Below are 14,888 nucleotides of genomic sequence, written 5' to 3' on the forward strand. Positions count from 1 at the left end.
CGTGAACTGGTAGCGGCCCCCCAGGATGCCCGCCACGACTGATACGCCTGTGGTGCGTCCACTATGCCGATGGGGCAGATGTACTTCAAGCTCCAGATGTGAAGATTCGTGCACAATGGCGGGTTGACTCTTTGTCAGTGCACGGTTCGTGATCGTGACGGTTTGCGGCTGACGCACAGTGACGAGCGGGGATGCCGCCGCGGCCCGGATCGCCGACCGGTTCGGGGGTTTGGGGTAAAAGCCTTCCATCCACCGGGAGAGCGCTATCCGAGAGATCGGACCAGAGCTATGTTTCAGGCGCCTGATTCCCTCCGGCCCGTCCCGAAGGAGTTGCGTACATGCCTGAAACCCTCGTTCCGACGCCGAAAAGGAGAACGAGCCGTCGCGTCGTCGCGCTGCTGACCGCCGTCGCCGCCCTTCTCTTAGGACTCCCCGCGACCCCCGCCCTCGCCGGCGCGGCCCGCCCGGTGGTGCGGGCGGAGACCGGTCTGCTCAAGGGCGCCGTGGCCGATCGCGTGGACCGGTTCCTGGCCGTACCGTACGCGCAGCCGCCGGTCGGCGACCTGCGCTGGAGCGCACCCCGCCCGGCCCGCGCGTGGACGGGCGTCCGCGACGCCGCCGCATGGGGCAACCGCTGTCCCGCCGCGGCCAGCACCAACGGACCGCGCTCCGAGACCGAGGACTGCCTGTACCTCAACGTGTTCAGGCCCACCGGCACCAAGGCCGGGCAGCGGCTGCCCGTGCTGTTCTGGATCCACGGCGGTGGCCTGGTCAACGGCTCAGGCAACCAGCACGACGGCAGCCTGATCGCCCGGCTCGAGAACGTCGTGGTGGTGAGCATCAACTACCGCCTGGGCGTGTTCGGCTTCCTGGCCCACCCGGCGCTCACCCGCGAGGCCGGCCAGTCCGGCAACTACGGCTTCCTCGACCAGCAGGCGGCGCTGCGCTGGGTACAGCGCAACATCGGCGCCTTCGGCGGCGACCCCCGGCAGGTCACCATCGACGGCGAATCGGCCGGCGGGTTCTCCGTCTGCGGCCACCTCACCGCCCCTGGATCGAGCGGCCTGTTCAACCGCGCGATCATCCAGAGCGGCGCCTGCGTCAGCCAGCCCGTCAGCCAGGGGGAGCAGTCCGGCACCTCCATCGCCGGCCAGCTCGGCTGCGCCGACGACGCGACCGCCGTCGCCTGCCTGCGCGCGCTGTCCCCGGCGCGGCTCGTCGACGGGCCGCAGTTCAGCTCGTTCGTGCACGGCGGCCCGGTGCTGCCGGAGGCTCCCGGTGACGCCGTCCGGGCGGGGCACTTCCAGCGCGTGCCCCTGGTCGTGGGCTCCACCCGTGACGAGGGCCGTACGTTCGCGCAGGGCAATCTGGACTGGACCCAGACGCAGTACGAGAACTTCGTCCGGTCCCTGTACGGCGGTAACGCCGACGCCATCCTGCGCCGGTATCCCTGGCCGGCGACGCCGGACCGGTTCACCGGCGCGTACCTGGCGGCGGCGATCTTCACCGACTCGGGGTTCATCGCCGGTCTGGGCGGCTGCCCGACGCTCAAGTTCATCAAGGACCTGTCCGCCTACACCCGCGTGTTCGCCTACCGGTTCGACCACCGCACGGGGCCGGGCCTCACCCCCGAGCCGGTCGGGTACGAGTGGGGCGCCGGGCACGCCGCCGAGCTGGCCTACCTGTGGCCGAGCTTCGACAACGGCACACCGATCGCACCCACCTTCGACGCGGCCGAGCGCCGGCTGGCGGCGGACATGGTGCACTACTGGGGCTCGTTCACCCGGCTCGCCCGGCCGCAGGCGCCGTACGCGTCGCCGTGGCCGGACTACAACCGCACCTCGCGCGTCATGTCACTGCGCGCGGGCGGACGGTCGGTGATGGTCCCGGCCACCGAGATGGCCACCGAACACAACTGCGACCTGTGGGACGCGCTCTGACCATTTTCCCGTCAGACCAGAGCGCGGACAGGACGACGAAGGAGCCGCGGCAACCGAGCTGACCATCCGATCCTGAGGGCCGCCCCGGGCGTACGGGCGGCCCTCATCGGGGTGCCGCAGTGATCAGCCGAGCAGGGAGCGGACATACTCGCCGATCGGCTGGGTCGGCCGGCCGATGAGCTCGCTCAGCGTGCCGGGAGTGTCGGCCAGCCAGCCACGGGAGATGTTGACGTCCACGTCGGCCATGAGCGCCGCGAACGGAGCCGGAAGACCGGCGCCGGCCAGAACGCCCGCGAAGTCGTCCTTCGGCAGGTTCTGGTAGGCGACCTCCTTGCCGGTGACCTTGGAGATCTCGGCGGCCAGGTCGGCGAGCGTCCAGGCGGTGTCGCCGCCCAGCTCGTAGATCTTGCCGTCGTGGCCCTCTCCGGCCAGCACGGCGGCCGTGGCGGCGGCGTAGTCCGCGCGCGAGGCGGCGGCGATCCGGCCGTCGCCGGCAGCGCCGTAAACCGCGCCGAGCTGGGGAGCGCCCGCGATCGACTGCTCGTAGTTCTCGTGGTACCAGTTGTTGCGCAAGATCGTGTACGTCACGCCGGACGCCTTGATGTAGTCCTCGGTCGCCTTGTGGTCGGCGGCGAGGCCGGCCTCGGTGGTGTCGGCCTTGGGCGCGCTGGTGTAGGTGAGCGTGGCGCCGGCCGCCTTGGCCGCGTCGACGACCGCCGAGTGCTGCTGGAGCCGGTTGCCCTCGGTGCCGGAGATGAGCAGCACCTTGCTGGCGCCCTCGAACGCGCTCTTGAGCGTCTCGGGCCGGTCATAGGAGGCTTCGCGGACCTCGACGCCGAGATCTGCGGCCTTCTCCGGGGTACGCGCCGCCGCGACGATCTGCCCGGCGGGAATCCGCTTCTTGAGCTCCTCGACCACCAGCCGGCCGAGGTGTCCGCTGGCTCCGGTTACCACGATCATGATTACTCCCTCTCAGTACGAACTATCGGTTAGTACTTTCTATCAGAAAGCACTGTAAGCTAGCACGCATGGAGGAGTTCGAGAACCTGGTGGCCGACGTCTTCTCGCGCAAGTGCACCTCTCGCTCGGTGCTGGAGACGATCACCGGCCGCTGGGCGATCCTGGCGCTGGTGGCTCTCTATGAGGGGCCCTACCGCTTCAACGCGCTGCGCCGCCGCGTCGACGGGGTGAGCGAGAAGATGCTGTCCCAGACCCTCCAGACCCTGGAACGCGATGGCATGGTGCTGCGGGTGGCCGAGCACACGATTCCGCCCCGGGTCGAATACAGCCTCACCTCGCTGGGTCGCGAGGCCGCCGAGCGCCTGATCCCCCTCATCACCTGGCTGGAGGACCGCATGCCCGACGTCGTGACCGCCCGCGAGGGCTACCAGGGCCGTTAGGGCGCGCCGATACATCAGCTGGCCGTCCGCGCTGGCACGTCCGTGCAGTCCGCGCCGATAAGTCAGTCGGCCGTCAGTTCGCCGTACGTGCCTCCGGCAGCAAGGCGAAGCCCTGCCCGAAGTCGCGGTTGATCGGCAACGTGACCACCACGAACTCCTTTCTGGCCACCTCGACGCCCTGGATCTTGCAGGCGATGACGGCCGTACAGTCGCCCCCGGTCAGTCCCATCAGCCGGCCGCCGCGGACCCTGGCCTGCACCATCGTGAGATGCAGGATGAGGTCCACGCCGAAGGTCAGCCGGCCAAGCGCCCGGCCGTTGACCTGTACCTCGACATAGGGCTCGTGATGGGAGACGACCTCGTGCTCGGCCAGCGGCACGACCTTTCCCATACCCGGGTTGTCCAAGGTGCTGCGGGCCGCGGCGCGCAGGCTGCGGTACTTCGCCCAGCCGCCCAGCAGCACCGACCCCACGTCGATGCCGCCGAGCAGGTCGGCACCCGCCTCCGCGGCCCGGCGCGCCAGCTCGCCGGGCGGCGTCTGGACCTGCCGGTTGATCTCGTCGAGCACCCGGCGGGCGTCCACGGCCCGCGCGAGCTCCTGCGCCGCCTGTTTCGGGTCGGCGTAGAGCAGCAGGTCGGCGGTGCTGGGGTGGGTGATTAAGGTAACGGTCACCGTACGATCTCCCTGATCTCCTGCCGGCCCGGGTCGTGGTGGCAGACGAAGTCGAGGTTGAGCGAGGGCGCGAACTCACGGATCTGCAAGCTCGGCGAGAGGTCGGCGTACGGGACGCAGACCACGGAGGGCGTCGCGGACGTTCGCCGGCCACGGCGGGCGCGGCGCAGCGCCCAGGCCACTACGCCCACCGCCACGAGCGCGCCCACCAGCAAGCCGGGCAGCGGTGTGCTCGATGAGTCGGTTTCCCGCGAGTCGATGTCGCTGACCCGCGGTGACTCGTCGGTCCCGGAGGGGGTGACGTCCGGGCTCGCGGGGTCGGTCGGCGTGGGTCCCGCTGTCAGCGTGACGGTGACGGAGCTGCCGCGGTCGACGATGGTGCCGGCGGCCGGATCCTGCTCGCTCACGCGGCCCGAGTCCCCGCTGCCGACGACGAGCGTGAGCCCCAGGCCCTGAAGCTGCCGCCGCGCCACCTTCGCGCTGAGCCCGTTCAGGTCGGGGACCTCGACGCGGTCGTCAGGTGTCGGGGACGTCGGCGCGGGGGGACGCAGGGTCAGCGTCACGGTGCTGCCGCTGGGCACCTGCGTGCCGGCGGCGGGATCCTGGGCGTCCACCACGCCCGTCCCGTCTCCCTCGGTCACCGACGGGACGAGCCCCTTGCCGCGGATCTTCTTCTCCGCCACGTCCCGCTGGTCGCCCACGACGTCCGGGACCTCCACGGTCGGCGCCTGAAGGTCGATGGTGACGGTGGAGCCGCAGTTCGCGAGCTCCTCGCTGGTGGGGGTCTGGTCGGTGACCGTCCAGTCGGCCGCCGCGTCGGAAGGCGTGGACTCCGCGCCGAAGCCACCCTGGGCCAGCGCGGCGACCGCGCTGTCCCGGGTCATCCCCATGACGTTCGGCACCGGCCCCGGGCGGGTGCCGTCATGCGTCACGCTGTTCCATTCGGACAAGGTCGGGCAGGACGGCTCGGCCGTCGGCGCCGCCTCCGTCACCGCGGTCGTCGGCTCCGCCGCTTCCGCGGCCTCCGCCGCTGCCGCCCTCACCGCTCCGGCCGTCGTCGGCCCCGCTGCCCCGGCTGTAGCCGGGCTCAGCCCGATCACGCACGCGGCCATCAGCACCATCACGCTCGCGGCAAGTACGTAGGCCACCAGGCCGTACCGGCGCATCGCCACCTCCCCGGCTCAGGGCTTTGACGCTAGGCGCGCAGCCCGGCCGGGTCATGAGTAGGCCTCTACTCAAGTTGCGTGGCGGCTTGAGCAGCTCTCTGCTCAACTCGTGTGGCGGCTTTCCCGCGGGGCCAGGGCCGCCGGAGTGAATCAACCCGCGGAAGGCTCCTTCGCGGGTGCGGGGACGGCGGTGCGCGTCGTCCCGGCGGAGGCGGCCGGGCGGCGCCCAGGGATGAAGGACATGATCACCAGGGCGATGAGGGCCATGACGGCGCCGAGGGCCAGGACGACGCGGAAGCCGTTCTGGGAGGGGACGATCACGGGGCCCAGGGACATGGTCAGCTGGGCCAGGATGGCGCCCGAGACGGCGCTGGAGATCGAGGTGCCGATCGAGCGCATCAGGGTGTTGAGGCTGTTGGCGGCGGCCGTCTCGGACAGGGGAACGGCGGCCATGATGAGTGCGGGCATGGCCCCGTACGCCAGCCCGATGCCGGCCCCGATGACGGCGGAGACGAGCACGAGCTGCCAGATCGCGGACATCAGCGCGGTGCCCAGGCCGTAGCCGGCGGCGACCACGACGGCGCCGACCATCAGCGTCGTCTTGGGGCCCCTGGCCCTGGAGATGCGCGCGGACAGCGGTGCCATGGCCATCATCACCAGGCCCGACGGACCCATCACCAGGCCCGCGACCAGCATCGACTGCCCCAGCCCGTAGCCGGTGGCCTCGGGCAGCTGCAGCAGCTGGGGGAGCACCAGGGACATCGCGAACATCGCGAATCCGAACACGGCGGAGGCGAGGTTCGTGAGCAGCACCTGACGGCGCGCGGTGGCGCGCAGGTCCACCAGCGGCTGCCTGGTTCGCAGCTCCCACCAGCCCCACAGCAGCAGGACGACGACCGAGACCGCGAACAGCCCGATGGTACGGCCGCTGGTCCAGCCCCAGCCGGCGCCCTGGGAGATGGCCAGCAGCAGGCACACCAGCGCGGCCGACAGTCCGGCCGCGCCCACCAGGTCGAAGCGTCCCCCGCTGCGGACACTGGACTCGGGTACGAGCGTGAGCACGAGCACGGCGGCCACGGCGCCGAATCCCGCCGCGGTCCAGAACAGCACGTGCCAGTCGGTGCGCTCGGCCAGGAAGGCGGCCGCGGGCAGGCCGAGCGCGCCGCCCACGCCGAGTGAGGCGCTCATCAGCGCGGTGGCCGAGCCGAGGCGTTCGGCCGGCAGTTCGTCGCGCATGATGCTGATGCCCAGGGGGATGACACCGGCCGCCAGCCCCTGCAGGGCCCGTCCGACGACCATCGGCGCCAGGGAGTCGCTGAGGGCGGCGACGGTCGAGCCGGCCACCAGCAGGGTCAGGCTGATGAGCAGCATGAGCCGCTTGCCGTACATGTCGCCCAGTCGTCCCATGACCGGGGTGGCGACGGCGCCGGCGAGCAGCGTCGCGGTGATGGCCCAGGTGGCGTCGGAGGGCGAGGCGCTCAGGAGCCGGGGGAGCTGGGGGATCAGCGGGATCACGAGGGTCTGCATCAGCGCGACCACGATCCCGGCGAAGGCCAGCACTACTACGACGGCATTGGTCCGCGGCGGGCCGGGCGGCTCGGCCTCGAAGGGCTGAGCTTTTGCATGGCGCATGGAAAGGTCTCCGTCCGAGCGGCCGGATATCAGCGATCCGGCCACAACTTAAATCAACTGTTTGACTTAAATTAGCAGGACCGGTTGACTGGGCGCGTACCGAGGGCCGAATTCGAGGAGGACGTACGGTGAGCCAGAGCCAGGACCAGCAGGCGTTGAGCTACCCGCTTTCCAGAGAAGGGGCGCTGGAGCCGCCGGCGGAGTGGGCGCGGCTGCGGCAGGAGTGCCCGGTCGCGCGGGTGACGCTGCCCAGCGGGGACGAGGCGTCGCTGCTCACGCGCTACGCCGATGTCAAGCAAGTGCTGTCCGACCCGCGCTTCACCCGGCAGCTGAACGCCGACGACGCGGCCCGGATCTCCGACAGCGAGTCGGGCGGCGTGTTCAACAGCGAGATGGCGACGGCGCTCCCGCAGAGCGGCGAGGGCCATCTGCTGTGGCGGCGGATGATCACCAAGTGGTTCACGGCCAAGCGGATGAACGCGCTGCGGCCGGGGATCGAGGCGATGGCCGAGCAGCTCATCGACGACATGGTGCGGCAGGGCCAGCCGGCGGATCTCAAGGCGAGCCTGGGCTTCCCGCTGCCCGTCTGGGTGATCTGCGACATGCTCGGCGTCCCGGACTCGGACCGCGACAGGTTCTCCTACTGGTCCGACTCCCTGCTCAACCTGACCCGCTACACGCAGGCGGAGACCGAGGCGGCGCAGGCCGAGTTCGTGGCGTACATGGCCGGCCACATCGCCGCCAAGCGTGAGGAGCCGGGCGACGACCTGCTCAGTGAGCTCATCACGGGCACCGACGCCGAGGGCGGCAAGATGTCCGACGCGGCGCTCGTGGCCACCGGCATGGGCCTGCTGGTCGCCGGGCACGAGACCACCGCGAACATGATCGCGAAGATGATGGCCATGCTGCTGACCGACCGGAGCCGCTGGGAGCGGCTGCTGGCCGATCGGTCGCTGGTCCGCACCACGGTGGAGGAGGCCCTGCGCTTCGACGCCAACCTCGGGTTCGGGATGCCGCGCTACATCGGCGAGGAGGTCGAGGTCGGCGGCACCCTCCTGCCGCGCGGCACCACGGTGCTGTGCGACATGGCCGCGGCCAACCGGGACGAGAGCGCGTTCGACGGGGCCGGCGAGATGGACCTCAGCCGCAGCCCGAACCCGCACCTGGCCTTCGGCGCCGGGGCTCATTCGTGCCTCGGCCAGCCGCTGGCCCGCACTGAGCTGCAGGCGGTGCTGGACGTGCTGCTGCGCAAGCTGCCCTCCCTGGAGCTCGCCGTCACGGCCGAGGAACTGCGCCGGGTCGAGGGGCTCGTCGTCGGCGGACTGAGCGAGCTTCCAGTACGGTGGTGACCTGATGGAGAGAACCGCCCGGGCCGAGCGTGTGAGCGCGACGCGAGAGCAGATCCTGACGGCGGCGGAGCGCCTGTTCGCCGAGCACGGGGTCTTCGCCGTGTCCAACCGCCAGGTCAGCGAGGCCGCCGGCCAGGGCAACACGGCGGCGGTCGGCTACCATTTCGGCACCAAGGCGGATCTCGTACGCGCCATCGTGCGCAAGCACACCGAGCCGATGGAGCGGCTGCGCCTGCGCATGCTGGCCGAGATCGCCGGCTCCACGGACGCGCGTGATTGGGTGGGCTGCCTGCTGCGCCCGATCACCGAGCACCTGGGCGCTTTGGGGAACCCCACCTGGTTCGCCCGGTTCAGCGCCCAGGTGATGACCGATCCCGCGCTGCGCGAGATCATGATCGAGGAGACGATCAGCTCGCCGTCCCTGCGCCAGGCGATCGACGGGCTCAACCGATGTCTTCCCGACCTGCCGCTGGAGGTACGCCTCGAACGCGGCGACATGGCGCGTCAACTGATGGTGCACATGATCGCCGAGCGCGAGCGCGCACTCGCCGAAGGCACCCCCACACCCCGGTCCAGCTGGCACGACGCCGCGACCGGGCTGATCGACGCGATCGTCGGTCTCTGGCTGGCTCCGGTCACGCCCCGCTCGTAACCGCTGGACCATTCAGGCAAGGCTCACCGCACCTGAATGGTCCAGCGGCGTGCGGTACTTAGTCCGATCTGAGGCGAAAGCTGTTTGATCGTGCGTAATTAGGCCCTCCTCGATCGGCGTAAGCCGGGTTACATTCACGTTAATTTGCCCTCTCTTATCCCCCTGAGCAGAACGAAGGGAGAGGCATGAGAACGAGAACCGCGCTCGCCGCCCTGACCGCTGCGGCGATCCTCATGCCGGCCGCCGCCAACGCCACCGGGACCGTCACTGTCACTGAGGCGGTGGGCATCGCGGCTCCGCCGCCCGACAGCCAGTTCCAGAAGGTGACGCTGAACGACAATCCGGGTGAGCCCATGGACCTGGCGGTGTTACCGGATTCGAGGGTCCTGCACACCACCCGGCCCGGTGTGGTCTGGTTACACGATCCGAAGACCGGCCTCAACACGCAGGCCGCCCGGCTCGACGTCTACCGGCACGACGAGGAGGGACTGCAGAGCATCGCCCTCAGCCCCGGCTTCGGCAAGGGCTCCAAGGCGGACGACTGGGTCTACCTTTACTACTCCCCGCCGCTCAACACCCCCATCGACGACCCGGCGACGCCGGACTTCAACGAGGGCGACGCCCCGGTCACCGGCACACCGGCGGACTTCGCGCCGTTCAACGGGCTGATCCGGCTGTCCCGCTTCCGCTTCACCGGCGCCACGATCGATCTCCGTACCGAGCAGCGCATCCTCGACGTGCCGGTGAACCGCGGCATCTGCTGCCACGTCGGCGGGGACATCGTCTTCGACGCCGACGGCAACCTCTACCTGTCCACCGGCGACGACACGAACCCGTTCTCCTCCGACGGCTACAACCCCATCGACGAGCGGCCCGACCACAACCCCGCCTTCGACGCCCAGCGCAGCGCCGGCAACACCAACGACCTGCGCGGCAAGGTCCTTCGCATCAAGGTCCGCGCCGACGGGTCCTACACGATTCCGCGCGGCAACCTGTTCCCGCCCGGCACGGCGCGCACCCGGCCGGAGATCTACGCGATGGGCCTGCGCAATCCCTTCCGCATCGAGCTCAACCGTTCCACGGGCGAGCTCTATGTCGCCGACTACTCGCCCGACGCGCGGGAGGCCGATCCCCAGCGCGGCCCGTCGGGGACCGGCAAGTGGACGGTGATCCGCAAGGCCGGTAACTACGGCTGGCCGTACTGTGCGACGGCGCGGCTCCCGTACGTCGACTACGACTTCGCGACCGGCGTGTCAGGCGCGGCGTTCAACTGCGCGGCGCCCGTCAACGAGTCGCCGCACAACACCGGCCTGCGCGCGCTGCCACCGGTGTCGCAGCCGAACGTGTGGTATTCCTACGGGGCTTCAGCGGAGTTCCCGCAACTGGGCACCGGTGGCATCGGGCCGATGGCCGGTCCGGCGTACCACTTCGACCCGCGCAACGCCCGCGGCCGGACTGCCGTGGGGTGGCCGAAGTACTTCGACGGCGTTCCGCTCTTCTACGAGTGGACCCGCGACTACGTCAAGGCGTTCCACCGTGACGGGCGGATCGAGGACGTGCTGCCCTCGTTCGTCTTCGACAATCCGATGGACATGGAGTTCGGCCCTGATGGCGCGCTCTACGTGCTGGAGTACGGTGACGGTTACTTCCAGGAGAACCCGGACGCCCAGCTCTCGCGCTACGACTACATCGGCAACACCGGCAACCACACTCCCGTCCCGGCCGCCGCCGGCTCGCCGACCGACGGCCACGCGCCCCTGACCGTCCGCTTCACCAGCGCGGGTACGACCGACCCCGACGGCGACAGGCTCCGCTACGCCTGGGACTTCGACGCCGACGGCAAGGTCGACTCCCGCAGCCCCGAGGCGTCGTACACCTACCAGAAGAACGGCCTCTACAACGCCACGCTCAAGGTCACCGACACCGCCGGCATGTCCGCGGCGACGTCGGTACGGATCGTGGTCGGCAACGCCGCTCCGGTCGTGGAGCTGGTCCGGCCCGCCGAAGGGCAGGCTTTCCACTTCGGCGACGTCGTCGAGTTCGAGGTGCGGGTCACCGACGACCAGCCGGTGGACTGCGCCAAGGTGACCGTGGACTACATCCTCGGCCACGACGACCACGGCCACCCGCAGACCACGGCCCGCGGCTGCACGGGCTCCATCCAGACCACCTTGCCGAGCGGACACGATCCGGAGACCGACCATCTCACCGGCGTCTTCGTCGCCGGCTACACCGACCCCGGCGGCACCGACCTGCCCCCGCTGACCGGCAGCGACCAGGTCGTCCTCCAGCCCACACGTTAGGAGTCTCCCTATGTGCTACGGCTACGGCCCCAGCAGGCGGTCCCTGCTCGCCGCGGGCCTCGGATTGGGGGCGGCCGCGCTGGCCGCCGCTTCGCCCGCCGCCGCGGCGACGCCGCCGCACCACTCCGGCGGGGAGCGCATCCCGCCGAACCAGATCAGCATCCAGCTCTGGACGGTACGCGACGACCTCGCCCAGAACTACGACGCCACGCTCACCTACCTGGCCGAGACCGGCTACCCGAAGGTCGAGCTGGCGCTCGGCTACTTCGGTCGTACGGCCCAGCAGCTCCGCCAGTTCCTCGACGGGATCGGCATCCGGGCCAGCTCCAGCCACGACGGCCTCACCACCGACCAGGCCGGTCTGGACACGAAGATCTCCAACGCGCTGACCCTCGGCCAGTCCTTCATGGTCGTGCCCTACCTGAACTCCACCAGCGAGGACGAGTGGAAGGCGTGGGCCGAGCGCATGAACGTCGAGGCGCGGGCCGCCCGCTCGGCCGGTCTGCGCTACGGCTACCACAACCACGCCCACGAGTTCACCACCGACCTCGGCGGCGGTAAGATGCCCTGGGACGTGCTCACCGCCGAGCTCGATCCGCATCTGGTCCATCTGGAGATCGACCTCTATTGGGCGGTCACCGGCGGCGTCGGACGCGGGGCCCCCGACCCGGTGCGCTTCGCGCTCGACGTCATCCGCAGGGCGCCGCAGCGGGTGCTGCAGTTCCACGTCAAGGATCGAGCACCCGACGGCGACATGGCCGACCTCGGCACCGGGACCATCGACTTCCGGCGCATTTTCGACAAGCACCGCGTGGCGGAGTACATCGTGGAGAACGACACCCCCGATGTGACTCCCCGGCGTACCGCCGAGGTCGGATATCGCTATCTGCGGAAAGTGAGGTTCTAGGGTCTGTTTCCGGGCGCCCGGCTCCTTGGGCGTTCGGGTTTTGTTTGGCGTCCGGGTTTTTGTTTGGGCGTCCGGGTCAGGCGGCGATCTCGGTCAGTGAGCGGTCGCGGGTGCGGACGCCCAGCCGGATGATGCCGGCGGCGATCACCAGCAGCCCCACCAGGACGAACGACGCCGGCCGCGCGCCGAAGCCGGTCAGGATGGGCAGCACCACGAAGGGGGTGACCGCACCGCCCAGATGCCCGACTCCGTCCGCGATGGCCGATGCCGTGCCCCGTGCCCGGGTGGGGAACACCTCCGCCGTGTAGGTGTAGGCGGGGGTCGCCATGAAGGCGATGCCGAACGAGCTGAACAGGGCACCGATGGTGGCGACCGCCTCGCCCATGTCCAGGGTGATGAACAGCAGGGAGGCCGCGAAGACCAGCGTGCCGATGATGACCATGGTGCGGCGTTCCATCCGCTCCACCAGCAGTACGGCCGCGACGGTGGAGACCAGCGGCATGGCCCGGGTGAGCACGCTGACCAGCACCGCGTCGGAGGTCGAGATGCCGATGCCCTCCAGAATGAGCGGCAGGTAGCTGGCGTAGCCGTACATGGCGATGTAGAAGATGAACCAGAAACCCAGCACGATCAGCATGCGACCCAGGTACGGGGCCTTGAAGAGGGCGCGGGCCGGCACCGTCTCCTCTGCTGGAGCGGTCTCAAGAGGCTCCTCTTCGAGCGTGCCCTCGGCGCCGCCCGGGGGCAGGCCGACACGGGTCTCCATCTCGCGGACGATGCGGTCGGCCTCGTCCGCGCGGCCCGTCGCCACCAGCCAGCGCGGCGACTCCACCAGCGCGTGCCTGCCGACCAGCGGCAGCACCAGGAGCACCAGGCCACCGAAGCCCAGCAGGTAGCGCCACCCGTCGGGGGATGCGCCCAGGACCGGCAGCGAGGCGAACCCGATCGCCAGGAGCAGCACCGTGCCCACCATGTACAGGCGCGACAGGTAGCCGCCGCGCTGGTTCTTGGGCGCCAGCTCGCCGATGTAGGCCGAACAGAGCGCGAGCACCGCCCCCATCCCGCACCCGGTCAGGAACCGGAAGAAGGTCAGCGACCACACGTCCCACGAGAATGCCGTGAGGAGCCCGCCGATGCCGAGCGCCAGGATGGTCAGCGCCAGGCCCTTCTGCCGGCCGTGCCGGTCCGCGATGTGCCCGAACGCGTACGCGCCGATGCAGTAACCGACGAGATTCCACGTGATCGGGTAACCCAGCTCGGCCCCGGCCAGCCCGAACGCGCTCCGCATGGAGGGCAGCGTGATGGTCAGGACGGAGATGTCGTAGTTGGCGAAGAAGAAGCAGAGCATGAGCGCGAGCCAGCCCGCGCGGCTGAGCCCGACTTTCGGCATCGCGTCGATGCGGGCGTCCACACTGCGGGCGTTCACGCCGCGAGTCGGTACGGGCGGTTCCGGGGCGGGCGAGTCGAGGGGTGTCTGAGACATGGCGGCCTCCTTGGAATGGGGCAACGGAGCACGAGCTGGAGGCGCTCTCCTGCGGTTTCCAGGACATGAGCAATGAGCGGACATGAAGCGGTGAGCGGTCCGCGCCGGCGGGATGGGGGCTGTGACAGGGCTCACGGAGAGGTGGTGCTGGGAACCGTAGGCAGGTCCCGGCGGTGGTGACCATCGCGGTTTGGGGCATGTGCACATGCGCGAAAACGCAACGAAGGGGACGCCCTAAAGGGTGAGTGCCTGCCCGGCCCACTCCTGGTGCATTGCGTGGACGAGTCGGCGTACGACGTCGTCCTGTCCCGCCCGCGACCGGTGCCAGGCCACGCCGAGCAGGAATTCCAGGTCGTCGCGGAGCGGGACGATCACGAAGGCCGGGTCGTCGAAGACCCGGGCGGCGCCGCCGTTGCGCGGGTCGAGCGTCAGCGTGACGCCGTGGCTGCGGCGGATGTGGCTGGCCAGCATGACGGAGTCGTTGTCCGGCATCTCATGGAGCGAGGTGACGCCGGCACTCTTCAGCCGCCGGTGCAGCCGGTCCATCGCCAGGGGCTGGGGCGTGAGCGGGCCGACGGTCAAGATCCGGTCCGTGAGGTCCCGCAACGTCAGCTCGCCGGCGGCGGCCAGCGGATCGTCGGCCCGCATCGCCGCCGAGAACACGTAGCGGGCCACTACGAGACTGTCGAGCTCGGGCCGGTCCAACGGGAGGTGGACCAGGGCCGCGTCGAGCTCGCCGCGCTCCAGCGCCGGCAGGAGCTCGGCGGACGGCGCCGCCGTCGCGTCCACCGCGAAGGAGGGGAACGCCTGCTCGGTCACCGCCAAGAACCGGTCCATCACGGCCGGCGGGCACAGGTGCGTGCCGCCCACGCGCACCACCCGGCTCCTGGTGCCGGACGCCTCCCGGAGCACGTCCTTCAGGCCGTCGACCTGCTCCAGGATGCCGCGTACCCGCTCGACCAGGACCGTGCCGCCGGCGGTGAGCTCCACCTGGTGGTAGCGGCGGACGAACAGCTCGACCCCCAGCTCGCGCTCAAGGTCCTTGACGGCGCGGCTGACCGGTGACGGAGTCAGGTGCAGCCGCTCCGCCGCGCGCCCGAAGTGAAGCTCCTCGGCGACGGCGAGAAAGCATCGCAGCTGCTGTACGTCCATGAGCAGGGAGTCTGTGGCGGGCCGTCGCCGCGCGTCAACCGGCATGTTCCGTTTCGCGCTGGTAACCACGGGGTTGGCCGCCGGACGCGGTCATGTTGCCGATTGGGACGCGTGCCACGTTGCCGATTCGGACGTTTTCAGACCGGAAACCGGGTGGCATCCTCACGGTTGTAGGAAACCTGTTCGCAACAATCCTGGCGAGCGGCCATGAACCGCTCGAAATCCCGGCGC

General features: G+C 70.1%; 12 protein-coding genes. 6 read left to right on the plus strand and 6 right to left on the minus strand.

Annotated features, from left to right (window positions below; all coding sequences use genetic code 11):
• Positions 1 to 338 precede the first annotated feature (338 nt).
• A complete protein-coding gene (locus AB0L53_RS07070) occupies positions 339 to 1,940 on the plus strand; it encodes a carboxylesterase family protein (protein ID WP_363991541.1) in 1,602 nt (533 codons plus the stop codon).
• Between the two features lie 123 nt (positions 1,941 to 2,063).
• On the opposite strand, the gene AB0L53_RS07075 is transcribed toward AB0L53_RS07070, so the two are convergent.
• Positions 2,064 to 2,900, minus strand: coding sequence for an SDR family oxidoreductase (locus AB0L53_RS07075; RefSeq protein WP_363991544.1), 837 nt, complete (start codon positions 2,898 to 2,900; stop codon positions 2,064 to 2,066).
• 68 nt (positions 2,901 to 2,968) lie between these two features.
• Here AB0L53_RS07075 and AB0L53_RS07080 point away from each other — a divergent pair, with 68 nt between their 5' ends.
• Positions 2,969 to 3,340, plus strand: a complete 372-nt coding sequence (locus AB0L53_RS07080; RefSeq protein WP_357952302.1) for a helix-turn-helix domain-containing protein — start codon at positions 2,969 to 2,971, stop codon at positions 3,338 to 3,340.
• Between the two features lie 73 nt (positions 3,341 to 3,413).
• On the opposite strand, the gene AB0L53_RS07085 is transcribed toward AB0L53_RS07080, so the two are convergent.
• From AB0L53_RS07085 to AB0L53_RS07095, 3 genes are all read right to left on the minus strand, one after another.
• Complete coding sequence (locus tag AB0L53_RS07085; RefSeq protein ID WP_363991547.1) at positions 3,414 to 4,013, minus strand: hypothetical protein; 600 nt, start codon at positions 4,011 to 4,013, stop codon at positions 3,414 to 3,416.
• On the minus strand, positions 4,010 to 5,179 hold the full coding sequence (locus AB0L53_RS07090; RefSeq protein ID WP_363991549.1) for a PASTA domain-containing protein: 1,170 nt from the start codon (positions 5,177 to 5,179) through the stop codon (positions 4,010 to 4,012). The genes AB0L53_RS07085 and AB0L53_RS07090 overlap by 4 nt, the downstream gene beginning before the upstream one ends.
• Before the next feature lie 150 nt (positions 5,180 to 5,329).
• Complete coding sequence (locus AB0L53_RS07095) at positions 5,330 to 6,811, minus strand: MFS transporter (RefSeq protein WP_363991552.1); 1,482 nt, start codon at positions 6,809 to 6,811, stop codon at positions 5,330 to 5,332.
• Positions 6,812 to 6,939: 128 nt separating this feature from the next.
• On the opposite strand from AB0L53_RS07095, the gene AB0L53_RS07100 reads away from it, so the two are divergent.
• From AB0L53_RS07100 to AB0L53_RS07115, 4 genes are all read left to right on the plus strand, one after another.
• On the plus strand, positions 6,940 to 8,160 hold the full coding sequence (locus tag AB0L53_RS07100; RefSeq protein WP_363991555.1) for a cytochrome P450: 1,221 nt from the start codon (positions 6,940 to 6,942) through the stop codon (positions 8,158 to 8,160).
• Positions 8,161 to 8,164: 4 nt separating this feature from the next.
• Positions 8,165 to 8,812, plus strand: coding sequence for a TetR/AcrR family transcriptional regulator (locus AB0L53_RS07105; RefSeq protein WP_363991558.1), 648 nt, complete (start codon positions 8,165 to 8,167; stop codon positions 8,810 to 8,812).
• A 185-nt stretch (positions 8,813 to 8,997) separates the two neighbouring features.
• The gene (locus AB0L53_RS07110) at positions 8,998 to 11,115 is read left to right on the plus strand and encodes a PQQ-dependent sugar dehydrogenase (protein WP_363991561.1); all 2,118 of its coding nucleotides are present in this window, start codon (positions 8,998 to 9,000) and stop codon (positions 11,113 to 11,115) included.
• 10 nt (positions 11,116 to 11,125) lie between these two features.
• Positions 11,126 to 12,022 carry a sugar phosphate isomerase/epimerase gene (locus AB0L53_RS07115; RefSeq protein WP_363991564.1) on the plus strand — a complete coding sequence of 299 codons (897 nt, stop codon included), beginning with the start codon at positions 11,126 to 11,128 and terminating at the stop codon, positions 12,020 to 12,022.
• A 76-nt stretch (positions 12,023 to 12,098) separates the two neighbouring features.
• On the opposite strand, the gene AB0L53_RS07120 is transcribed toward AB0L53_RS07115, so the two are convergent.
• Positions 12,099 to 13,505: an MFS transporter gene (locus AB0L53_RS07120; protein ID WP_363991567.1), complete on the minus strand. Its 1,407-nt coding sequence runs from the start codon at positions 13,503 to 13,505 to the stop codon at positions 12,099 to 12,101.
• Positions 13,506 to 13,739: 234 nt separating this feature from the next.
• Positions 13,740 to 14,657 carry a LysR family transcriptional regulator gene (locus tag AB0L53_RS07125; RefSeq protein ID WP_363991570.1) on the minus strand — a complete coding sequence of 306 codons (918 nt, stop codon included), beginning with the start codon at positions 14,655 to 14,657 and terminating at the stop codon, positions 13,740 to 13,742.
• Positions 14,658 to 14,888: the final 231 nt, after the last annotated feature.

The organism is Nonomuraea sp. NPDC052129 (genome assembly GCF_040680095.1).
In the GTDB taxonomy this organism is placed as follows: domain Bacteria; phylum Actinomycetota; class Actinomycetes; order Streptosporangiales; family Streptosporangiaceae; genus Nonomuraea.